Raw genomic sequence first — 22,004 nt, forward strand, 5'->3', positions numbered from 1 at the left:
TTCGTTTCGAGCCTGTCGAGAAACGGGGCCGCACGCTCAGCCCCTACAGATAGGGCCGGATCGCCGCCAGGAAGGCATCGCCATAGGCGTCCAGCTTCTTCTGGCCGACGCCGCTCACCATGCCCAGTTCATGAATGGTCGCCGGCCGCTGCTCGGCCATCTCGCGCAGCGTCGAATCATGGAAGATGACATAGGGCGGGACCCCGGCATCCTGCGCCAGTTCGCGGCGACAGGTGCGCAGCGCGTCGAACAGCGGATCGCCGACCGGATTGGCGTCGCTGCCATTGCGGGCATTGCGCTTCTTCCGCTCGCGCCGCGGCGGCACCAGGATGCGCACTTCCTCCTCGCCGCGCAGGATCGGCCGGGCATTGGGGCCGAGCATCAGCCCGCCATGCTCGGTCGTCTCCAGCGCGTCGCGCACCAGCAGCGCCCGCGACACTGGCCGCAGGAGGGCCGTCTCGTCGCCATCGACGATCGCATAGACGGAGATCTTGTCATGGCCGCGCTCGCGAATCTTGTCGGTGACGGCGCCGCTCAGCACCGCCTCGATATGGCCCGCGCCAAAGCTCTGGCCGGTACGATAGACCGCCGACAGATATTTGCGCGCGGTTTCGGTCGCGTCGACACTGGCCGGCGGAGTCAGGCAATTGTCGCAATTGCCGCAGGTCGCCGGCGGATTCTCGCCAAAGTGCCGCAGCAGGATCGCCCGGCGGCAGGTCGCGGTCTCCACCAGCGCGCCCAGCGCCGCGATCCGCGCCCGCTCGCCCTGCTGGCGCGCCGGCTCCAGCTCCATGATGCGCTGGCGGGCACGGGCGAAATCCTCCGCCCCCCAGAAGAGATGCGCGACCGCCGGTTCGCCGTCGCGGCCGGCGCGGCCCGATTCCTGATAATAGCCCTCGATCGACTTGGGCAGGCCGGCATGGGCGACGAAGCGCACGTCGGGCTTGTCGATCCCCATGCCGAAGGCGACGGTGGCGACCATCACCATATCCTCGCTGGCGATGAAGGCGGACTGGTTGGCGGCGCGTTGGGCCGGGTCCATGCCGGCATGATAGGCGCGCACCGCCCGGCCACCGCGCCCCAGCGTCTCGGCCAGCTTCTCGGTCGCGGCGCGGGTCGGCGCATAGACCACGCCCGGCCCCGGATTGGCGGCGAGCAGATCGGCCAGCTGCCGGGTCAGCCCATCGCGCGAATGGACGGCATAGCGGATATTGGGCCTATCGAAGCCCGAGATGATCAGGCCATCCTCAGGAATACCGAGCTGGACCAATATGTCCTTGCGCGTATGCGCGTCCGCCGTCGCCGTCAGCGCCAGCCGCGGGACATCGGGAAACTCATCGAGCAGCGGCCGCAGCAACCGATAGTCGGGACGGAAATCATGCCCCCATTCGGACACGCAATGCGCCTCATCGATCGCGAACAGGGCGACCTTCGCCGACCGCAGCAGATTGCGGAACCCCTCGCCGCTCGCCCGTTCCGGCGCGACATAGAGCAGGTCCAGTTCGCCATTGCGCAGCCGATCCTGCGTCTCGCGCCAGTCGGCATCGACGCTGGTCAGACTGGCGGCACGGATGCCCACCGCGGTCGCCGCGCGCAACTGGTCATGCATCAGCGCGATCAGCGGCGAGACCACGACGCAGCAGCCGTCGAGCGCCACCGCCGGCAGCTGGTAGCAGAGCGACTTGCCCGCGCCGGTCGGCATGATCGCCAGGGTCGGCTGCCCCGCCATGACCCGCCCGACCACCTGTTCCTGCACCCCGCGGAACGTCGTGAAGCCGAAAATATCGTGGAGCAGCGTGGGAATGTCGCGGGGCATGGACCGGCCTTAGCGAGTCAGGGCCACAGGTGCCAGTAGCGCGGAGTGTCTGTTTGAGATGCGCCCTCGGGCGCATTCCGGCACCAGCCCGCTCCCCCACCCGGCCACCCAACGGCAGTATTCTATGGGTGGCCGGGTGGGGGAGCGGGCTGGTGCCGTATCAGAAATCGCTCTTTCGCGATTTCTCAAACATGCGCTTACCCTGCCGGATCGAGCAGACAGCCCCAGCCCGGCTTGAAGCGCGCGGTGCGCGACGCCAGCAGCGGGACATGCGCCTCGACCGCCCGTTCCTCCGGCTTGTCGGTCAGCCGGACCATCGCCATGCCCGGCTCCTTGTCGCCCTGGCAGCTGCCCATGGCGCGGCCCTCGACATAGCGGCAGGAACAGGTCAGCCGCGCGCCATAGGCCGATCCGAGCTGCGCGCGGGCGCGCAGGGTCGACCAGTTCCACGCCAGCGCGGCCAGCAGCGCGACGACGATCACCGCCGCGACGATCCACCATTTACCACGAACCGCCATGGTCCTTCTTCCCGCCTCCATGCTAAGGGCGCCGGCTTATGCAGATCGAGAAGCGAATCGTAAAGCGCCTTGCCATGGGTGCCGGACTGGTGGCGCTCGTCCTGGCCGGCACGCTGGCGGGGCGCGCGGCCCATGCGCCCGAGCCCGTCTATAGTGTCGACACCGACGCCGTGGTCAGCGCCAGCGCGCTGCGCGGCGCGATCGATCCGCTGTTCGACGACAAGGAGATGGGCGAAACCCGCGCCCTGCTGGTCATGCGCGACGGCAAGGTGATCGCCGAACGCTATGCCCCCGGCATCACCCCCGACACGAAATTGCTGTCCTGGTCGATGGCCAAGAGCGTGACCGCGGTGCTGGTCGGGCTGATGGTGTCGGACGGGCGGCTGGCGCTCGATTCGCCGGTGCCGGTCGCGGCCTGGAGCCAGCCGGGCGATCCGCGCGGCCGCATCACCCTGCGCCAGTTGCTGTCGATGACCTCGGGCCTCGACCATGCCGAGGATGGCGAACCGATCACCGACGGCGACACCGTGCGCATGCTGTTCATGGACGGCGCGCAGGACATGGCGGCCTATGCCGAATCCAAGCCGCTCGCACATGTTCCCGGCGAGGTCTTCTCCTACTCCACCGGCAGCACGATGATCCTGTCGGACCTGATGACCCGGATGCTGACCAACAGCACCCGTCCCGATGTGCGCCGCCGGGCGATGCAGATGTTCATCGACGGCCGGCTGAAGGCGCCGGGCAAGCTGTCCAGCCTGACACCCGAATATGACGCCAATGGCACGCTGATCGGCGGGTCGATCATGCACATGACCGCGCGCGACTATGGCCGCTTCGGCGAATTGCTGCGCAACCATGGCCGCTCGCCCAATGGGCATCAGATCGTGCCGGAAAAATGGGTCGACTATATGCGCGCGCCCTCGCCCCGGAACGCGGCCTATGGCGCCCATCTCTGGCTCAACCGGGACAGCAGCGAGAGTGCGCTGATGCCGGGCCTCGCCTCGGCCAGCCTGTTCGGCTGCGTCGGCCATAATGGCCAATATATATTGGTCGCGCCCGGCCAGCGACTGACGATCGTGCGGATCGGCATGTCGCCCAAGAAGGAGCAGCGCGCAGCCGTGAAGGCGCAGCTGGCCCGGCTGATCGGCCTCTTCCCCGGTTAAAGGGTGAATATGCCCTCGATAACGGTGCGGCAGGCGCCGGTCATCACCACCCGGTCGCCTTCGAGCCGGCAGCCGAGCCGCCCGCCCCGCGCCGACGCCTGATAGGCGCTGATCGCATCCTTGCCGAGCCGCTCCGCCCAATAGGGCGTCAGCAGGCCATGCGCCGATCCGGTCACCGGATCCTCGTCGATCCCGCCGCCCGGCACGAAGACGCGGCTGATGATGTCGCTGTCGTCGCCCGGCGCGGTCGCCATCAGCAGATTGTCGCCGAGCTTGCGCAGGGTCGCGAAGTCAGGCTCCAGCGCACGGATCGCAGCTGCGTCGCGATAGACGAAGATCGCATAGCCACCATCGCGCCAACGCGTTTCGACAATATCGCCACCCATCCCCGCTGCCAGCTCCGGCAGCGGCCTGGAGTCGCTGGCCCAGGCCGGCAGCGACAGCTCATAGCCCTCGCCAGCGCGGGTCACGGTCAGCACCCCGGCATGGCGGGTGCGAAAGCGGATGGTCTCGCCCTGCATCAGCACATGCCCGCTCGCCAGCGTGGCATGGCCGCACAGCTTCACCTCGACCGCCGGGGTGAACCAGCGCAGCACATGGTCGGCCTCTGCATCGTCCGGCGTCGGCACGGTGAAGGCGGTTTCGGACAGGTTGTTTTCCGCAGCGATCGCCTGCAGCACCGCATCGTCGAGCCAGGCGTCGAGCGGCATCACCGCCGCCGGATTGCCGGTGAAGGGCGCATCGGCAAAGGCGTCGACCTGGGTGAAGCGAAGGCGGGTCATGGCGATACTCCTGATGGATCGCCGCCTTCATGCCGGGCCCGCATCCGTGCCGACAGGGCCGGATGCGGGCAATTGGTCCCTTGGCAGGTACGTTTAAAATCCCGTTCGGGCTGAGCGAAGTCGAAGCCATCCACTGAGCGGAGCGAAGTGCCCTCCCGTCGGTCGGGTGAGCCCTTCGACTTCGCTCAGGGCGAACGGCGATAGACGGCGCGACGCTAGCCCAAAATGACCAACGCCGAACAAACCGCAACCCCGACGATCAGGTTGAGCGGCACGCCGATGCGCACGAAATCGGCGAAGCGATAATCGCCCGCAGCATAGACCAGCGCATTGGTCTGATAACCGATCGGCGTCGCGAAACAGGCCGACGCCCCGATCATCAGCGCAATCACCAGCGGGCGCGGATCGGTGCCCAGCTGATGCGCCAGCGCGATGGTCAGTGGGGTCAGCAGCGCCGCGACCGCATTGTTGCTGAGTAGTTCGGACAGGATCAGCGCCGCGAAATAGACGATGAAGACCAGGCTCCATTGCGGCGCGACCTGCATCAGCGGCGTGATCCAGCCGACCATCAGCGCGACGCTGCCCGCCTGTTCCAGCGCCAGGCCGACCGCCAGCATGGCAAAGATCAGGATCAGCACATCGCCGTCGATCGCCGCCCACGCCTCCTCCGCATCGATGCAGCGGGTGACCAGGATCACGCCGACGGCGATGAAGGCGGCCAGGCCGATGCCGATCACGTCGAGCGCCGACAGGATCACCACTGCCGCCATCGCCAGGATCGCGATCCACGCCTTGCGCGGGCGGAAGGCGCGGGTGCGGCTGATGTCGACGCCGATCAGGTTGGGATTATCTTTCAGCGAACGCATCGCGTCGTCGCTGCCCGCCACCAGCAGCCGGTCCGCGCCGCGCACCCGCGTATCGGCCAGGTCCGGGCCGGGCAGATGGCGGGCGCGATGGATGCCGATCAGGCGGACGCGCAGGGCATGGAGGAAGGGAATGTCGATCAACCGCTCGCCGATCGAGGGGTGGCTGGGCGCAACCATGGCCTCGATCACCGTGCCCTCGCGGGCGGAGGTTTCGGAATCGGCGGCAATGCCCAGTTCGAAATCGCCCGATTCGCGCAGCGTCATGATCGCCGTGCCATCGGCCCGGACGATCAGCCGGTCGCCGACATGCAGTTCCTCCTGCTCCAGGTCGTGGCGCCGTATCTCGCCGGCCCGCTTGAGCCCGATCAGGGTGACCGAGCGGCCGAGCACGGACAACTCGCCAATCTCCCGCCCGACCACCTCGCTGTCCGGCGTCACGACCAGTTCGGTCAGATATTCCTGCACATTGCCGCCATTCTCGCCCGCGATCGAGGGCGGGTCGCTGGGCAGCAGGAAGCTGAGGCAGGCCAGGCCGATGACGCCGGCAATGGTGCCGGCCAGGCCATAGGGGGTGATGTCGAAAATGCCGAAGGGCTGCATGCCCTGTTCGGCCGCGATGCCCGCGACGATCAGGTTGGTCGACGTGCCGATCAGGGTAACGCAGCCGCCCATCACCGCCACCGCATTCATCGGGATCAGCAGCTTCTTGACCGGATAGGCGGTCGCCTGCGCCAGACGGAACATGATCGGGATCAGCAGCACCACGACCGGCGTGTTGTTGAGGAAGGCCGACAGCAGCACCGTGCCCACCGCAACTTCGACCAGCGCCAGCCGCGGATGCTTCTGCGCCCGGACCATGACCAGATCGGCGATGCGGTTGATCGTGCCGGTGCGGATAAGCGCGCCCGACAGCACGAACATCGCGCCCACGGTCAGCGGCGCGCTGTTGGAGAAGACTGAGAAGAGCGATTTCTCGTCGAGCAGGCCGAGCAGCGCGAAGGCACAGGCGCCCAGCACGGAGACGACGGTCGGGGAATAGCGTTCGCGCACGAAGGCGACGAACATGCAGGCGAGAATGACCAGGCCGATTTCCGCGCGATAAATGCCCAATAGCGCGGTGATGAAATGCATCTCGTCTTGCCCCCGTTTGATCGCGTGATCGCGTCTCTAACGGAGGTGAAACGAAATGGGCCAGCCATGGTTGCATGGCTGGCCCGTGTCGCGGCGTCAGGGGACGTTTTGACCGTCAATCCACGCATAGCGTGCTGACGCTCCCCAGGCTTACGCTCTGCCGCTCACCCTCCCGCGGGTGACCATGTCATCCTAGCGTAACATGGGTGAGTCGTCTCGCATCTTTTGCACATTCGGCGCGCGATTGGCGCGGTTCGGCGCGTCAGTCGGCCCCGCACTGGGCGCGGTGCAGCAGCTTCTGGTCGGCCAGCACCAGCGCCATCATCGCTTCGACCACCGGCACGCCGCGAATGCCGACGCACGGGTCATGACGCCCCTTGGTGATGATATCCGACGCATCGCCTTCGCGCGTCACCGTCTCGACCGGAATCAGGATCGAACTGGTCGGCTTGAAGGCGATCCGCACCTTGACCGGCTGGCCGGTCGAAATGCCGCCCGCAATGCCGCCGGCATGATTGGCCAGGAAAACCGGGCCATCGGCGCCGGGCCGCATCGGATCGGCATTCTGCTCGCCCCGGAGCCGGGCGGCCGCGAAGCCGTCGCCGATTTCCACGCCCTTGACCGCATTGATGCTCATCATCGCGCTCGCCAGTTCGCTGTCGAGCTTGGCATAGAGCGGCGCGCCCCAGCCGGCCGGTACGCCCGATGCCACGCATTCGACCACCGCGCCGAGCGACGAGCCATCCTTGCGCGCGCCATCGACCAGCGCTTCCCAGCGCACCGCGGCTTCGGGGTCAGGGCAAAAGAAGGGATTCTGGCCGATCTGCGCCGCGTCGAAATTGCCATAGTCGATCGCGTCGCCGCCGATCTCGCTCACATAGGCGAAGATATCGACTTCCGGGATGACGAGCCGCGCCACCGCACCGGCCGCAACCCGGCTGGCGGTTTCGCGCGCCGAGGATCGCCCGCCGCCGCGATAGTCGCGAAAGCCATATTTGGCGTCATAGGCATAGTCGGCATGGCCGGGACGATAGGCCTTGGCGACCTCCGAATAATCCTTCGACCGCTGGTCGGTATTCTCGATCATCAGGCTGATCGGCGTGCCGGTGGTCTTGCCCTCGAACACGCCCGACAGGATGCGCACCTCATCGGGTTCGCGCCGCTGGGTCGTGAACTTGGACGTGCCCGGCTTGCGCAGGTCGAGCCAGGGCTGGATGTCCGCCTCGCTCAATGCCAGGCCCGGAGGGCAGCCATCGACCATCGCGCCGATCGCCGGACCATGGCTCTCGCCCCAGGTCGAGAAGCGGAAGACGCGACCGAATGTGTTGAAGCTCATATCCGTTCCAATCCGGTCGCGTCGTTCTTACTTGTCCAGCGCGATGTCGGGCGCGTCTTCGGCCTTCATGCCGATGACATTATAGCCCGCATCGACATGGTGGATCTCACCCGTCACGCCCGAAGCGAGGTCCGACAGCAGGTAAAGGCCCGCACCGCCGACATCGTCGATCGTCACGTTGCGACGCAGCGGCGAGTTCAGCTCGTTCCACTTCATGATGTAGCGGAAATCACCGATGCCGCTGGCGGCCAGCGTCTTGATCGGGCCGGCCGAGATCGCGTTGACGCGGATATTTTCCGGGCCCAGGTCCATCGCCAGATATTTGACGCTGGTTTCCAGCGCCGCCTTGGCCACGCCCATGACGTTATAATGGGGGATGACCTTTTCCGCGCCATAATAGCTCAGCGTCAGCAGGCTGCCGCCTTCCTTCATCAGCTTGCGCGCGCGGGCCGCGACGGCGACGAAGCTGTAGACCGAGATATTCATGGTCATCAGGAAATTGTCGAGGCTGGTGTCGGCATAGAGGCCGCGCAGCTCATTCTTGTCGGAAAAGCCGATCGCATGGACGACGAAGTCCAGCTTGCCCCAGCGCGCCTCGATCTCGGCAAAGGCCTCGTCCAGCTTCGCCATGTCGGACACGTCGCAGTCGATCAGGAAGTCCGAGCCCAACTGTTCGGCCAGCGGCTTGACGCGCTTGGCCAGCGCCTCGCCCTGGTAGGAGAAGGCCAGTTCCGCGCCCTGCGCATGCAGTTGCTGCGAAATACCCCAAGCCAGCGACTTGTCGTTCGCCAGCCCCATGATGAGCCCGCGCTTTCCCGCCATCAAGCCTGTCATATCGTCGTTCCGTTCCCTTTGTCCTGCACGGTGCCGGCTGCTTCGTCTTCCGGAAATTCCGCCAGTGCCGCATTCAATTCGGCGCCAATTACCACGCCGAGCCCCACGAGAAAGAAAAAAATGAGGGTGATCATGACACCGGCCAGACTGCCATAGGTCCGGTCATAGCCGCCCAGCATCGACAATGTGACCGGCAATAGCAGGGTGACGGCATACCACCAGAGCGCGGTGGCGACGGCGCCGGGCCATTTGGGAAAGCGCTTGTCACGGTAGAGCGACGGGGTCAGCGAGACATAGAGCGAGTGGAGCGCCACGCATAATATCGCCATCGGCACCAGCTTGGCCGAGGAAACCCAGGCGATCGCCTCGTCCGCGAAGGGCAGCAGCCGGTGGAGCAGCTGGTCCACTGCGGTAATCATCACCTGCATCGAAAAGGCGAACATCACCGCCAGCACGCTGACCAGGGTGATGCCCACCGACGCCAACCGATAACGCCAGAAGGGCTTGGTGCTCTTCGTCCCATAGGCGCGGCGCAATATGTCGCGGATCGTCTCGATCAGGCTGCCCACGGTCCAGAGCCCCACCAGACCGCCGAACCAGAGCAGATTGCCGGAACGCGCCTGCAACACATCGCTGATCGGCTGGCGCACGACATCGGCAACGCCGCGCGGCACGGTATAGAGAAAGGCGTTCACCGCCGACAGCCCGTCCGACGTGCGGCCGAAGACGCTGGCGACGGCGGCGGCGACGATGAAGAAGGGAAAGAGCGTCATCAGCGAGAGATAGGCCAGGTTCCCCGCATGGATGAACCCGTCGCTATAGACGCCCACCATCACCCGCTTGGCGATCTCGAAGCTGCGCGATCCCGGCCGGACCCGATCGATCTGGCGATGGAATTTCTCCTGCGCCTGCGCCGCCATGTGGCGGCGCGACTCCGGACTATAGGGGGAAGGCAGCGGCACCCTTGCCGAACGTCCTAGACGCCCAGATGGGTCCGCACCGCGCGACCATCCTGCCAATCCTCAACCAGCTGGAGGATCACCGGATCATCGCCAGGCACGTCGATCAGCAAGGTCACAAGCTGGTCGCCGCGCTGGCCATCCTTGCCGGTAAAGCCCTTGCCGCGCAGGCGCAGCGTCTTGCCCGATGTGGTGCCGGCCGGCACGCCCAGCATCACCGGACCATCGACGGTCGGCACCTTCACCTTGCCGCCCTTCACCGCCTCGTTGATGGTGATCGGCAGGTCGAGCAGCACATTGTCGCCATCGCGCTTGAAGAAGGGATGCGGCTTCACCTCGATGGTGACGATCGCGTCGCCCGCGCCGCCGGCGCCCGGCTGCCCCTTGCCGGTCAGGCGCATCTGCGTGCCGGTCTCGACCCCTGCGGGCAGCTTCAGGTCGATCGTCTTGCCATCCTGCAGGGTGATGCGCTGCGGCGCCAGCGTCGCGGCGTCAACGAACTGCACCGCCAGCCGATAGGCGACATTGGCCCCCTTGGCCGGCGGCGCGCCGCGACCAAAGCCGCCAAAACCGCCGCCACCCCCGGCGCGACGGCCCGCACCGCCGAACAGGCCTTCGAAAATATCGCCGAAATCGGCACCGCCCTCGTTGAACTCGAACCCGCCGGGACGGCCACGCCCGCCGCCACCGCCGCCAAAGCCGAAGGGCGCGGTCGGATTGCCATCGGCATCGATCTCGCCCCGGTCGAAGCGGGCCCGCTTGTCCTTGTCCGACAGCAGGTCATAGGCGTTGGTCACGGCCGAGAATTTCTCCGCCGCCTTGGGATTGTCCTGATTCTTGTCGGGGTGATATTGCTTGGCCAGCTTGCGATAGGCGGACTTGATCTCCGCTTCGCTCGCGCTGCGCGCCACACCCAGAGTGGAATAGGGATCCGCCATCTATCATCCTGTTATGCTGAAACCGGTATTTGCCGCATCACGGCCATATCGCCCCTATGTGGCCGAAGGCCGGGCATCGTTCAAGCTGCGGCGCATCCGTATCGACAGTGCGGTGCCGGGAATCTAAGGCAGGGGCATGACCGATCCCTTCGCCCTTTTCGACGAGTGGTATGCGCAGGCGCGCGAGACCGAACTCAATGACAGCAACGCCATGGCGCTGGCCACGGCCGATGCGCAGGGCCGCCCGTCGGTCCGCATGGTGCTGCTCAAGGGCCATGGCCCCGACGGCTTCATCTTCTACACCAATTTCGAAGGGCGCAAGGCCGGCGACCTCCTCGCCAATCCGCATGCCGCCCTGCTGTTCCACTGGAAGTCGGTGCGCCGCCAGATCCGGATCGAGGGCAGCGTCGGCCCGGTCGACGACGCGACCGCCGACGCCTATTTCGCCACCCGCAGCCGCGACAGCCAGTTGGGCGCCTGGGCTTCCGACCAGTCCCGCCCCCTGCCCTCGCGCACCGTCTTCATGGATCGCTATGAAGAGGTGCGCGCCCGGTTCGAGGGCGGCCCGGTGCCGCGCCCACCTCACTGGTCGGGCTTCCGCCTGACCCCGGAACGGATCGAGTTCTGGCAGGATCGCGAGCATCGCCTGCATGAACGACGCGTCTTCACGCGCCAGGAAAATGGCTGGAACGAAGGGCTTCTCTACCCCTGAGCGAGCATCATGCCATTGTCCTGCCGTAAAACAGGGCGCGGAATATGGTGGCTCATTCGTCTATCCCCGCACAGTCCAAGCCTGCCCGATTGCGGGCTGGCCGGGCGCCTGTTAGGTGTCACCACCCAGCAGAACAGAATGAATGCGCGGGCGGACCGCTCGCTGGCTAGAGGAATATAATGCGAAATCGACTGACGGCCTACATCCTGACAGGCATGGTCCTGGGCGTGATCGTGGGCTTCGTGGCCAATCTCTGGGTCGGCGGGGATGAAGCGCTGGCCAAGGATGTGGCGGGCTATTTTCACCTTCTGGCCGACATCTTCCTTCATCTGATCAAGATGATCATCGCGCCGCTGGTCTTTTCCACGCTGGTCGCAGGCATCGCCCATATGGGCGACAGCGCGGCGCTGGGGCGGATCGGCGGGCGCGCGCTCGCCTGGTTCATCATCGCCAGCCTGATCTCGCTGACTCTGGGCCTGATCTTCGTCAATTTCTTCGAACCCGGCGCCGGCCTCAACCTCGTCCGGTCGGGCGCGGATGCGGGCGTCAACACCGAAGCGCTCAACTTCCGCGACTTCATCCTGCACGTCTTCCCGACGTCGATGATCGGCGCGATGGCGGACAACCAGATCCTGCAGATCGTCGTCTTCTCGCTGTTCGTCGGCGTCGCGCTGACCGCCATCGGCGAAAAGGGCAAGCCGATCATCACCGTGATCGAGGCGCTGGTCGAACTGATGCTGCAGGTCACCGGCTATGTCATGCGGGTCGCGCCGCTCGCCGTGTTCGGCGCGCTCGCCTCGTCGGTGACGGTGCAGGGCCTGGGCGTGCTCAAGACCTATGGCGCGCTGGTCGGCGAATTCTACATCGCCCTCATCTGCCTGTGGGTGCTGCTGTTCGGCGCGGGTGCGATTTTCCTCGGCAAGCGCATGTTCAAGCTGATCCGCTATGTCCGCGAGCCGATCCTGATCGCCTTCTCGACCGCTTCGTCGGAAGCCGCTTATCCCAAGATGCTGGAGCAGCTCGACCGGTTCGGCGTGCCGCGCCGCATCTACAGCTTCGTGCTGCCGCTGGGCTACAGCTTCAACCTCGACGGCTCGATGATGTATGCGACCTTCGCGACCATCTTCATCGCCCAGGCCTATGGCATCGACCTGCCGATCGCGACCCAGATCACGATCCTGCTCGTCCTGATGGTCACCAGCAAGGGCATCGCCGCCGTGCCGCGCGCCTCGCTGGTCGTGGTCGCCGCCACGCTCGGCCAGTTCGACCTGCCGGTCGAGGGCGTCGCCTTCATCCTGGCGGTCGATCATTTCATGGACATGGGCCGCACCGCCACCAACGTGCTGGGCAATGCCATCGCCACCTCGGTGATCACCAAGTGGGAAGGCATGCTGGAAGTGGAAGAGCCGGTCGACGTGCCCCATCCCAAGGCGCCGGCCCATACCCCGTCCCACGGCCGGGCCGGGCTGGAACTGGCCTCCGACATGGTCGACGAAGATCGCAAGGGCTAAGGCCCGCACTTCAATGCCAAAGAAAAAGCCCCGCCTGCATCATGCCGGCGGGGCTTTTTGTTACCACAGGACACCACGCACCGGCGTGACAGGATCTGGCGCCGGATCGCCGATCGACTGGAGCAGGTCGATCTCGATCGTCCGGCACATCGCGGTCAGCGGCACGTCATGCACGCTGTCGGCAAAGGGATCGGTCAGATCGTCGCCGATCCGCAGCACCGCCATGAACATCAGCCCCGCGACCGTCGAACCGAGCGGCGTGGCGAAACCCAGCGTCTCGACCAGCCCGATCGGCAGCAGGATGCAGAAGAGATGGGTGAACACGACCGGCAGCAGTCGATATTGGAAGGGCAGCGGCGTGTTCTTCAGCCGCTCCATCCCGCCCTGGGCATTGGCGATGTCGACCAGCACCTTCTCCATCTGGGTCTGCTGGATGGTATCGATCCAGCCTTCCCGCCGCGCCATGTCGATCCGCCGGCCGGTGCTGTCGAGCAGACCATTGGCCGGATTGGCGCGCGCCAGCGCCTTGCCCTTGTCCTCCTCGCGCAGGAATTTGGTCACATCCTCGCCGATCGTCTGGCGCCGCAACTGGCAGCGCAGCGCATTCACATAGGCAATCTGGCGCTTGACGATTTCGCGCTTGAGGTCGCGTGCCTCCGGGTCGGGCAGGAAATTGCGCGCAGACCGCGCCAGGCTGCGCGATGCGTTGATCATCGCCCCCCACAATGTGCGCCCTTCCCACCAGCGCTGGTAACTGCTGTTCGACCGGAAGCCCAGGAACAGGGCGAGGGCCGAACCAAAGATGGTGAGCGGCAGCGAAGGGGCCTTGAACGGCAACAGATAATAAGCGGCCGTGACCGCACAGTCCCACACGAACAGCGCGGTCAGCGGTTTCCACACTTCCGATGCGATCCGGCGCATGCTGGGGACGGCATCAACGATCATGCAAGACTCCTTCTGGTGAACCGGCCCAACGCCCGAGCATGCGGCTATGCTCCGTCGATGCCCTAACGAAACGAAATATTGCCGGCCGCGCAACCCGCTTCCGCATGGCTCGTTGGTCGGGAGGAAGAGGAGAGGCCATGAGTGATCCGGGCACAGAGGAACAGGCGGGCCGGCGCGCGGCCTTCTCGCTACAATGGCAGATGCTGGTCGGTTTCCTGATCGGCCTCACCGCCGGACTGATCGCCTATGCCGTGAACCCCGGCGCGCCCTGGATCGATGCGGTCACCCGCTATCTTACCGGCCCGATCGGCCAGATCTTCCTGCGGCTGCTGTTCATGCTGGTGATCCCGCTGCTGGTCTCCGCGCTGATCGTCGGCATCGCCGAAATGGGCGAGATGCGCTCGCTGCGCCGGGTGGGGCTGCGCACCCTCCTCTACACGCTGATCGTGTCGGGCATTGCCGTCATCATCAGCCTGGCACTGGTCAATCTGCTGCAACCGGGCGGGGGCGTCGATCCGGCGCAGGCGCGCGCACTGCTGGCCGATGCGGGCCAGGGGGCCAAGGCGATCCTCGATCGCGGCGCCGACACGCCCACCGGCATGCAGGCGCTGATCGCGATCGTCCCCGACAATGTGATCGCGGCGATGGCCGACAATGACATATTGGCGGTGATGGTCTTCGCCCTCTTCTTCGGCATCGGGCTGGTGCTGGTGCAGACGAAGGAAACGAAGCTGCTGCTCGACGCCATGGAGGGGCTGTTCGCGGTGACGATGCGCCTCATATCGATCGTCATCCGCCTGGCGCCGATCGCCATCGCCTGCTTCATGTTCAACCTCGCCGCCCAGTTCGGGTGGGACTTGCTGCTGCGCCTGTCCGCCTATGTCGGGGTCGTGCTGCTGGCGCTCGCGATCCAGATGTTCGGCATCTATTCGCTGCTGATCACCCTGCTGGCGCGCCGGTCGCCGCTGCGCTTCTTCGCCGCCGTGCAGGAAGCAAGCGTCATGGCCTTCGCCACCGCCTCCTCCAACGCCACCCTGCCAACCGCCATCCGCGTTGCGGAAGAGAAGCTGCACCTGCCGCGCCGCATCGCCCGCTTCGTCCTCACCATCGGCGCCACCGCCAACCAGAATGGCACGGCGATGTTCGAGGGGATCACCGTCCTGTTCCTCGCCCAATTCTTCCATGTCGACCTCAGCCTTGGCCAGCAGCTGATGGTGATGCTGGTCTGCATATTGGGCGGGGTCGGCACGGCAGGCGTGCCGGCCGGGTCGCTGCCGGTGGTGGCGATGATCCTGGCGATGGTCGGCATCCCGCCCGAGGGGATCGGGCTGGTGCTGGGCGTCGACCGGCTGCTCGACATGTGCCGCACCGCGCTCAACGTTACCGGCGACCTGGTGGCCGCCACGGTGATATCGGCGCGCGAGGAGATCAGCGCTGCGCCTTCGCCGCCTGCGCCCACCAGATGAGCGTGTCGGCGAACCCGGCAAAGCCCCGATCCAGCGCCGCACCGCCTTCGCCCTCGGGCTGAGCCTGCTCGTCCAGCGTCTGCTGGATCTGGCCGACGCTCAGCCGCTCGGGCATCACCGCCATGCCCATGGCGGACAGCGTCACCGTCCAGTCGGCATGGCTGTTGACCCCGGCGAAGCGGCCCATTGAGTAACTGGCGATCGCGGCGGGGCGGCGGTCGAACTCCTTGAGATAATGGTCGACCAGATTCTTGAGGCCGGGTTGCATGCCACGATTATATTCGCCCGCGACGAAGACGAAGGCATCGGCGGCGGACAGGCGCTCGGCAAGCTGCGCCATGGCGGCGGGCGCCTCACCGGCCGGATAGTCGCTATAACGCAGGTCGAGCATCGGCAGGCCGATCGCCTTGGCATCGACCAGTTCCGCCTTGTGCCCCAGCCCCTCAAAGCCGCGGATCAGATAATCCGCCAGCCGTATGCCAAGCCGGCCGCGCCGATAGGAGCCGTAGAGGACGAGGATATCGAGTGCCATGCGGAGCCTCCTTCACTGATGCGGGAAACCTTGTCGCATCCTGTCCCTATCGGGTCCAGCCGGCCTTCTCATCTTTCAATATTTCATGATGCGAAATTGCATTTCACATGGCGGAACGCCATCATCGCATCAATGATCGACACTGGAGGATGCGGATGAAGCGGATGGCGCTGATGGCCTATATGGGCCTGCTTATGGCCAATGGCGATGTCGAGCCGAGCAAGCCGATCAGCCCGCGCTTTGCCGGCGATCCGTCGCCGCACTGGTTCGACGATCGCTGGTATCTCTATGCCACCGACGACGCATCCAATTCCGGCCGCTACTGGGACAGCACAAGCTGGCGCCTCTACAGCTCAACCGACATGAAAAGCTGGCACGACGACGGCGCCTTTCTCGACGTCACGACCTTCAAATGGGCACGCCCCGATGCCAAGGCCTGGGCACCCGAAGTCGCCCGGCGCAACGGACACTATTATTTCTACGCGCCGATCGGCGGCGACCGGATCGGCGTCGCCGTGGCCGACGGGCCAGAGGGCCCTTATCGCGACGCGCGCGGCAACGCGTTGATCGACAAGGCGCGCGACGCCAATGCCGGCGCCGAACCGATCGACCCCGCCGTCTTCATCGACAGTGACGGACAGGCCTATCTCTATTTCGGCACCCGCGTGCCCAAGGTTGTGCGGCTGAAGCCCGACATGATCCATGTCGATGGTCCGATCATGGATGTCGTCGTCACCGGACTGCCGGCGAGCGACCCCAAGAAGAAATATGGCGAGGCGCCCTATCTCCACGCCCATGGCGGCCGCTATTATTTCAGCTTCTCGACCGGCTGGCCCGGCCAGATCATCTATGGTACCGCCGCCTCGCCGCTCGGCCCCTTCGCCTATGGCGGGGTGATCCTCGACTATCTGCCGATCTCGACCAATCATCAGGCGATCGTCGAGCGGGACGGCAAGAGCTGGCTCTTCTATCATGACAGGCTGTTGCCCGGCGGCGGCGATCATCGGCGCTCGATCACCATCGCACCGCTGACCTATGCCAAGGACGGGGCCATCCTGCCGGTCGAGCGCCACGCCCCGGAATGAGGAAAGGCCGGACGTTTCCGCCCGGCCTCTCAATCTCTCAGCGCAGCTTGGCGATCGACAGCCCGTCCTGCTTGGCGCGGGTCTTCACCGATTCCTCGCTGCGGGTCAGCGCCTTGGCGATCGCCTTCAGCGCCATGCCCTTCTTGGCGAGCGTGTGCAGTTTCTGGACCTCATCCTGGGTCCAGGGCTGCTTGTGCCGCTCGAAGCGCTGCTCTCCCATGCCCCTTAATCCGCGAAGGGATCGCGGACGAGGATGGTGTCGTCGCGTTCCGGGCTGGTCGACACGAGCGTGACCGGGCAACCGATCAGTTCCTCGATACGGCGGATATATTTGATCGCCTGTGCCGGAAGCTCCGCCCAGCTGCGCGCACCCGCGGTGGTTTCGCTCCAGCCGGCAATGCTTTCATAGATCGGCTCGGCCTTGGCCTGGTCCTGCGCATGGGCGGGCAGATAGTCGAAGCTCTGGTCGCCGATCTTGTAGCCGACGCAGATCTTCAGTTCCTCGAAACCGTCGAGCACGTCCAGCTTGGTCAGCGCAATGCCGGTTACGCCCGAAACCGCGACCGACTGGCGCACCAGCACCGCATCGAACCAGCCACAGCGGCGCTTGCGGCCGGTGACGGTGCCGAACTCATGGCCACGCTCGCCCAGGCGCTGGCCGACGTCATTTTCCTGCTCGGTCGGGAACGGGCCGGACCCGACGCGGGTGGTATAGGCCTTGACGATGCCCAGCACGAAGCCGGCGCCATTGGGGCCAAGACCAGTGCCGCTCGCCGCCGTGCCGGCCACCGTGTTGGACGAGGTGACGAAGGGATAGGTGCCATGATCGATGTCGAGCAGCGTGCCCTGCGCGCCTTCGAACAGGATTCGCTTGCCTTCCGACTTCGCCTTGTTGAGCGTCAGCCAGACCGGCTTGACGAACGGCAGGATGAAGGCGGCAATCTCGGTCAGGTCGGCCATCAGCTGGGCGCGGTCAATCGGCGCTTCGCCAAAGCCGGCGCGCAGCGCGTCATGATGGGCGGTCAGGCGATCGATCTGCAGGTCGAGATCGTCGAGATGGGCCAGGTCGCAGACGCGGATGGCGCGGCGGCCGACCTTGTCCTCATAGGCCGGGCCGATGCCGCGACGGGTGGTGCCGATCTTGCCGGCGCCCGACGCGTCCTCGCGCAGGCCGTCGAGGTCGCGATGGAAGGGCAGGATCAGCGGGCAGGTTTCGGCGATCTGCAGGTTTTCCGGGGTGATCTCGACGCCCTGGCCCTTGAGCTTGGCGACCTCGTCACGGAAGTGCCAGGGGTCCAGCACCACACCATTGCCGATCACCGACAGCGTGCCGCGGACGATGCCCGACGGCAGCAGCGAGAGCTTGTAGACCTTCTCGCCGACGACCAGCGTGTGGCCGGCGTTATGGCCGCCCTGGAAACGGGCGACGACATCGGCGCGCTCCGACAGCCAGTCGACGATCTTGCCCTTGCCTTCGTCACCCCATTGGGCGCCGATCACGGTAACATTTGCCATGGATACACTCCTCCGCCCGCCGCGCGGACCGGCCATGCCCTTCGACGGGACTCGGCATGCCGGTGGAATAGGATGGGCGGGGTACGCCCTGTGCGGGGCGCGCGTTAGCCGGGCATGGCCGATGCGTCAAGGTTGGAGGCACATTACACTTTGATACCAGGTGCCGACTTTACGGCGGGATGCGCCCTCGCGATCATGGCGGCACAGGGGCAGCGAAGGACGATCCATATGCGCAGACGGCTGATTCCCATCCTGATTCTCTCCCTGCTCGCGGGCACGCCGCTGGCCGCGCAGGCCCAGACCGCCGCCGCCGCGCCGCAAGCCATGACCTATGGCCGCGATCCATTGCAGGCGATCGATTTCTGGCCGGGCAAGGGCACGAAGGCACCCCTTGTCATCTTCGTCCATGGCGGCGGCTGGAAGCGCGGCAGCAAGGACAATGCCACCGGCGCGGCCAAGGCGCCCCATTATACCGGCCTTGGCTATGCCTTCGCCTCGATCAATTACCGGCTGGTGCCCGATGCGACGGTCGAGAGCCAAGCGCAGGACGTCGCCGATGCCGTCGCCCATCTGCGCAGCCGGGCGGCGACGCTGGGCATCGACCCCAACCGCATCATCCTGATGGGCCACAGCGCCGGCGCGCATCTGGTCGCGCTGGTCGGCACCGATATGCGCTATTTCGCCAGGGCCGGGCTGAAGCCCGATGCCGTGCGTGGCATCATCGCGCTGGATGGCGCCGCCTATGACGTGCCGACCCAGATGGCGCAGGGCGGCCGCTTCATGGCGAAGACCTATGAACAGGCGTTCGGCACCGATCCGACGCGGCAGAAGGCGCTATCGCCGACCTTGCAGGCGGCAAAGCCCAACGCCCCCGATTTCCTGCTGCTCCATGTCGATCGGGTCGACGGCACCGCCCAGTCCAATGCGCTCGCCGCCGCGCTGCGCAAGGCCGGCACGCCAGTGGATATCCATGCGCTCCCCGGACGCGGCCTGCGCGGCCATATGCAGATCAACCGCGAGATGGGCGACGCCGACTATGCCGGCACCGGCATTGTGGACGCCTGGCTGCGCCGGCTGTTCGGTCAGTAGGCGCGGGGCTCGCCGCCATCCAGCCAGTGCGAGCAGCGCTGGGCCGCGCCATCTTCCCCGTCAGCCAGGGCCGCAACCGTGTGCCAGCCATCGGCCCGCAGCGCCGCCGCGCGCACGGCATCATGGCCCACCGGCAGGAACAGGCGCTTGGGCCGTTCGTCGCCAAAGCCCGCGTCGATCAGCGGGTCGGGATAGAGCGAAAAGCCCATGGCGGGCTCATCCGTTTCGCCAGCACGAGCAATGGCATAGCTGCCGCCACGGCCGACCTCACCGATGAAGCCCTCGGCAAAGATGGAGAAGCCGAACCAGTTCTGGAATTCGAAACCGTGCCGTTCGGTCGGGTCGAGGGTCAGGGTGATGTCCCAGCCGATCGGCTTGGCGATCGCGCGCAGGCCCGCGATGCGGCTGTCTATGGCGCCACCCAGGCTGGCGCTGAACGCCTCCAGCCGTTCCATCGCGGCGTGGAACGGGCCAGTCGCCTCGATCAGCGGCAGATAGGCGGCGGCGGCCGGGCTGATCGCCACCAGCGCGCCGGCATCCTTGGCGTCCAGTTCGGCGCGCACGGCTTCCAGTTCCTCTGCCCCCAGCGGCAACGGACCAGCAGCCAGCGCGTCGATCAGGTCAGGCAAGGTGAAATCGATGGTGATGCCGGTGACGCCGGCGGCAGTCAGCGCCTCGATCGCGATGTTGACGATCTCGACCGCGGCGGCGGCGCTGTCGCTGCCGATCAGTTCGGCGCCCAGCTGCATCTTCTCGCGCTCGGGGCGCAGCTGGCTCGCCTTCTGGCGGATCACCGGCCCGGCATAGGACAGGCGCAACGGACGCGGCGCGCTGCGCAGGCGGGTGGCGGCGATGCGACCGACCTGCGCGGTCATGTCGGGGCGGAAGGCCAAAGTGCGCTGCGACACCGGGTCGACGGCACGGACCAGATCCTGCGCGCGCATCGATTTGAGACGCTGGGTCAGCGTATCCTCGAACTCCGCCAGCGGCGGCATGACCCGTTCATAACCATGGGTCGCGACCGTATCGAGCACGCGGCGCGCCAGGCGCGCGGAGGCTTCGGCCTGCGGCGGCAGGCGATCGGATAGCCCCTCCGGGAGCAGGCTTGGCGGGATCATGGTCATGGGACAGGCCCTTTAGCGGAATTTTGGGGTTAGGCCATCCCCAACTCCGCGCGGTCCGGACTGCGCGATGGCAGCCCGAACCGGCACAGTATGGATTTACGCGAAGCGCAGCAGCTTCACCTGCTTCACGCCGGCGAGGTTGCAGATCGCCCAGCGCAGCGGTTCGGTCACGGTGCCATCGACCGACAGCAGCAGCACAGCTTCGCCGCCCTGGTTGCGACGGCCCAGATGGAAGGTGCCGATATTGACGTCCGACTCGCCCAGCTTCGAACCGAGGCGACCGATGAAGCCCGGCGCGTCCTGGTTGACGATGTAGAGCATGTGGCCGTCGAGATCGGCTTCGACCTTGATGCCGAACAGCTCGACCAGGCGGGGCTGGGCATGGCCGAACAGCGTGCCGGCCACCGACTTGTCGCCCGCTTCGGTCGAAACGGTGACGCGCACCAGCGTCTGATAGTCGCCCTCGCGGTCATGGCGCACTTCACGCACGTCCAGGCCACGCTCCTTCGCCAGGAAGGGCGCGTTGACCATGTTCACCGTGTCCGAATAGACGCGCATCAGGCCGGCCAGCACCGCCGCCGTGATCGGCTTCTGGTTCAGCTCGGCGGCATGGCCCTCGACCTCGACCGCGACGCCAGTGATGGCATCGCCTTCCAGCTGGCCGATCAGGCTGCCCAGCTTTTCCGCCAGCGCCATATAGGGCTTGAGCTTGGGCGCTTCCTCGGCCGACAGGCTGGGGACGTTCAGCGCATTGGTGATGCCACCGTCGAGCAGATAGTCGCTGAGCTGTTCAGCCACCTGCAGCGCGACATTGACCTGCGCTTCGTCGGTCGATGCGCCCAGATGCGGGGTGCAGATGAAGTTCGGCGTGCCGAACAGCGGCGATTCCTTGGCCGGTTCGGTCTGGAACACGTCGAGCGCGGCGCCGGCGACATGGCCCGAATCCAGCGCCTCCTTCAGCGCCGCTTCGTCGATCAGGCCGCCACGGGCACAGTTGACGATGCGCACGCCCTTCTTGGTCTTGGCCAGATTTTCCTTCGACAGGATGTTGCGGGTCTGGTCGGTCAGCGGCGTGTGCAGCGTGATGAAGTCGGCCTTCGCCAGCAGCGTGTCGAGATCGGCCTTTTCCACGCCCATTTCCACGGCGCGCTCGGGCGTCAGGAACGGATCGAAGGCGACGACCTTCATCTTGAGGCCGAGCGCGCGGCTGGCGACGATCGACCCGATATTGCCGGCGCCGATCAGGCCCAGCGTCTTGCCGGTCACTTCCACGCCCATGAAGCCGTTCTTGGGCCACAGGCCCTGCTGCGTCTGGGCATTGGCTTCGGGGATCTGGCGGGCCAGCGCGAACATCAGCGCGATGGCATGTTCGGCGGTGGTGATCGAGTTGCCGAACGGCGTGTTCATCACGATCACGCCCTGGGCCGATGCAGCCGGGATATCGACATTGTCGACGCCGATGCCGGCGCGGCCGATGACCTTGAGGTTGGTCGCGGCGTCGAGAATCGCCTTGGTGACCTTGGTCGAGCTGCGGATGGCCAGGCCATCATAAGCGCCGATCATCGCGGCCAGTTCTTCCGGCGTCTGCCCGGTGATGACGTCAACCTCGACACCACGCTCGCGGAAGATCGCGGCGGCGCGGGGGTCCATCTTGTCGGAAATAAGAACCTTGGGCATGGGAA

At 66.0% G+C, this 22,004-nt stretch carries 20 protein-coding genes; 6 read left to right on the forward strand and 14 right to left on the reverse strand.

The window, feature by feature from the left end; all coding sequences use genetic code 11:
• Positions 1 to 43 precede the first annotated feature (43 nt).
• Entirely contained in the window at positions 44 to 1,816 is a 1,773-nt protein-coding gene (gene recQ / locus JQK15_RS05135; protein ID WP_214863840.1) for a DNA helicase RecQ, read from the reverse strand.
• 197 nt (positions 1,817 to 2,013) lie between these two features.
• Positions 2,014 to 2,334 carry a hypothetical protein gene (locus JQK15_RS05140; RefSeq protein ID WP_017502516.1) on the reverse strand — a complete coding sequence of 107 codons (321 nt, stop codon included), beginning with the start codon at positions 2,332 to 2,334 and terminating at the stop codon, positions 2,014 to 2,016.
• 38 nt (positions 2,335 to 2,372) lie between these two features.
• Here JQK15_RS05140 and JQK15_RS05145 point away from each other — a divergent pair, with 38 nt between their 5' ends.
• Positions 2,373 to 3,497, forward strand: a complete 1,125-nt coding sequence (locus JQK15_RS05145) for a serine hydrolase domain-containing protein (RefSeq protein ID WP_214863843.1) — start codon at positions 2,373 to 2,375, stop codon at positions 3,495 to 3,497.
• Here JQK15_RS05145 and JQK15_RS05150 read toward each other — a convergent pair.
• From JQK15_RS05150 to JQK15_RS05175, 6 genes are all read right to left on the reverse strand, one after another.
• Positions 3,494 to 4,279, reverse strand: a complete 786-nt coding sequence (locus JQK15_RS05150) for a PhzF family phenazine biosynthesis protein (protein ID WP_214863845.1) — start codon at positions 4,277 to 4,279, stop codon at positions 3,494 to 3,496. The genes JQK15_RS05145 and JQK15_RS05150 overlap by 4 nt on opposite strands.
• Before the next feature lie 215 nt (positions 4,280 to 4,494).
• Positions 4,495 to 6,276: an SLC13 family permease gene (locus JQK15_RS05155; protein WP_017502513.1), complete on the reverse strand. Its 1,782-nt coding sequence runs from the start codon at positions 6,274 to 6,276 to the stop codon at positions 4,495 to 4,497.
• A 262-nt stretch (positions 6,277 to 6,538) separates the two neighbouring features.
• The gene (aroC, locus tag JQK15_RS05160) at positions 6,539 to 7,612 is read right to left on the reverse strand and encodes a chorismate synthase (protein ID WP_214863847.1); all 1,074 of its coding nucleotides are present in this window, start codon (positions 7,610 to 7,612) and stop codon (positions 6,539 to 6,541) included.
• A gap of 27 nt (positions 7,613 to 7,639) precedes the next feature.
• Positions 7,640 to 8,446 (reverse strand): enoyl-ACP reductase FabI, encoded by an 807-nt coding sequence (gene fabI / locus JQK15_RS05165; protein ID WP_004209757.1) that lies wholly within the window; start codon positions 8,444 to 8,446, stop codon positions 7,640 to 7,642.
• The gene (locus JQK15_RS05170; protein WP_004209756.1) at positions 8,443 to 9,366 is read right to left on the reverse strand and encodes a YihY/virulence factor BrkB family protein; all 924 of its coding nucleotides are present in this window, start codon (positions 9,364 to 9,366) and stop codon (positions 8,443 to 8,445) included. Before JQK15_RS05170 ends, fabI begins: the two co-directional genes overlap by 4 nt.
• 56 nt (positions 9,367 to 9,422) lie before the next feature.
• The gene (locus JQK15_RS05175) at positions 9,423 to 10,343 is read right to left on the reverse strand and encodes a DnaJ C-terminal domain-containing protein (RefSeq protein WP_214863849.1); all 921 of its coding nucleotides are present in this window, start codon (positions 10,341 to 10,343) and stop codon (positions 9,423 to 9,425) included.
• 136 nt (positions 10,344 to 10,479) lie between these two features.
• On the opposite strand from JQK15_RS05175, the gene pdxH reads away from it, so the two are divergent.
• Both pdxH and JQK15_RS05185 read left to right on the forward strand, forming a co-directional pair.
• Positions 10,480 to 11,055, forward strand: coding sequence for a pyridoxamine 5'-phosphate oxidase (gene pdxH, locus JQK15_RS05180; protein WP_214863851.1), 576 nt, complete (start codon positions 10,480 to 10,482; stop codon positions 11,053 to 11,055).
• 179 nt (positions 11,056 to 11,234) lie between these two features.
• Entirely contained in the window at positions 11,235 to 12,566 is a 1,332-nt protein-coding gene (locus tag JQK15_RS05185) for a dicarboxylate/amino acid:cation symporter (protein WP_004209753.1), read from the forward strand.
• A gap of 60 nt (positions 12,567 to 12,626) precedes the next feature.
• On the opposite strand, the gene JQK15_RS05190 is transcribed toward JQK15_RS05185, so the two are convergent.
• Complete coding sequence (locus JQK15_RS05190; protein WP_010335581.1) at positions 12,627 to 13,511, reverse strand: bestrophin family protein; 885 nt, start codon at positions 13,509 to 13,511, stop codon at positions 12,627 to 12,629.
• A 137-nt stretch (positions 13,512 to 13,648) separates the two neighbouring features.
• Here JQK15_RS05190 and JQK15_RS05195 point away from each other — a divergent pair, with 137 nt between their 5' ends.
• On the forward strand, positions 13,649 to 14,977 hold the full coding sequence (locus JQK15_RS05195) for a dicarboxylate/amino acid:cation symporter (RefSeq protein ID WP_214863853.1): 1,329 nt from the start codon (positions 13,649 to 13,651) through the stop codon (positions 14,975 to 14,977).
• Here the strand turns inward: JQK15_RS05195 and JQK15_RS05200 are convergent.
• Positions 14,940 to 15,509, reverse strand: a complete 570-nt coding sequence (locus JQK15_RS05200; RefSeq protein WP_214863855.1) for an NADPH-dependent FMN reductase — start codon at positions 15,507 to 15,509, stop codon at positions 14,940 to 14,942. The two genes, JQK15_RS05195 and JQK15_RS05200, sit on opposite strands and share 38 nt — an antisense overlap.
• A gap of 155 nt (positions 15,510 to 15,664) precedes the next feature.
• Between JQK15_RS05200 and JQK15_RS05205 the strand changes: the two genes are divergently transcribed.
• Complete coding sequence (locus JQK15_RS05205) at positions 15,665 to 16,594, forward strand: family 43 glycosylhydrolase (RefSeq protein WP_214863857.1); 930 nt, start codon at positions 15,665 to 15,667, stop codon at positions 16,592 to 16,594.
• 37 nt (positions 16,595 to 16,631) lie between these two features.
• Here JQK15_RS05205 and JQK15_RS05210 read toward each other — a convergent pair whose 3' ends face one another.
• Positions 16,632 to 16,814 carry a hypothetical protein gene (locus tag JQK15_RS05210; RefSeq protein ID WP_007706693.1) on the reverse strand — a complete coding sequence of 61 codons (183 nt, stop codon included), beginning with the start codon at positions 16,812 to 16,814 and terminating at the stop codon, positions 16,632 to 16,634.
• Positions 16,815 to 16,819: 5 nt separating this feature from the next.
• Positions 16,820 to 18,109 carry an adenylosuccinate synthase gene (locus tag JQK15_RS05215; protein WP_004209746.1) on the reverse strand — a complete coding sequence of 430 codons (1,290 nt, stop codon included), beginning with the start codon at positions 18,107 to 18,109 and terminating at the stop codon, positions 16,820 to 16,822.
• A 228-nt stretch (positions 18,110 to 18,337) separates the two neighbouring features.
• Here JQK15_RS05215 and JQK15_RS05220 point away from each other — a divergent pair, with 228 nt between their 5' ends.
• Complete coding sequence (locus JQK15_RS05220; protein ID WP_214863859.1) at positions 18,338 to 19,198, forward strand: alpha/beta hydrolase; 861 nt, start codon at positions 18,338 to 18,340, stop codon at positions 19,196 to 19,198.
• On the opposite strand, the gene JQK15_RS05225 is transcribed toward JQK15_RS05220, so the two are convergent.
• Both JQK15_RS05225 and serA read right to left on the reverse strand, forming a co-directional pair.
• Positions 19,192 to 20,322: an ATP phosphoribosyltransferase regulatory subunit gene (locus JQK15_RS05225; protein ID WP_214863861.1), complete on the reverse strand. Its 1,131-nt coding sequence runs from the start codon at positions 20,320 to 20,322 to the stop codon at positions 19,192 to 19,194. The genes JQK15_RS05220 and JQK15_RS05225 overlap by 7 nt on opposite strands.
• 96 nt (positions 20,323 to 20,418) lie before the next feature.
• Entirely contained in the window at positions 20,419 to 21,999 is a 1,581-nt protein-coding gene (serA, locus tag JQK15_RS05230; protein WP_026109465.1) for a phosphoglycerate dehydrogenase, read from the reverse strand.
• Positions 22,000 to 22,004: the final 5 nt, after the last annotated feature.

The sequence above is a fragment of the Sphingobium sp. BHU LFT2 genome (assembly GCF_018604485.1).
Taxonomy (GTDB): Bacteria; Pseudomonadota; Alphaproteobacteria; order Sphingomonadales; family Sphingomonadaceae; genus Sphingobium; species Sphingobium yanoikuyae_A.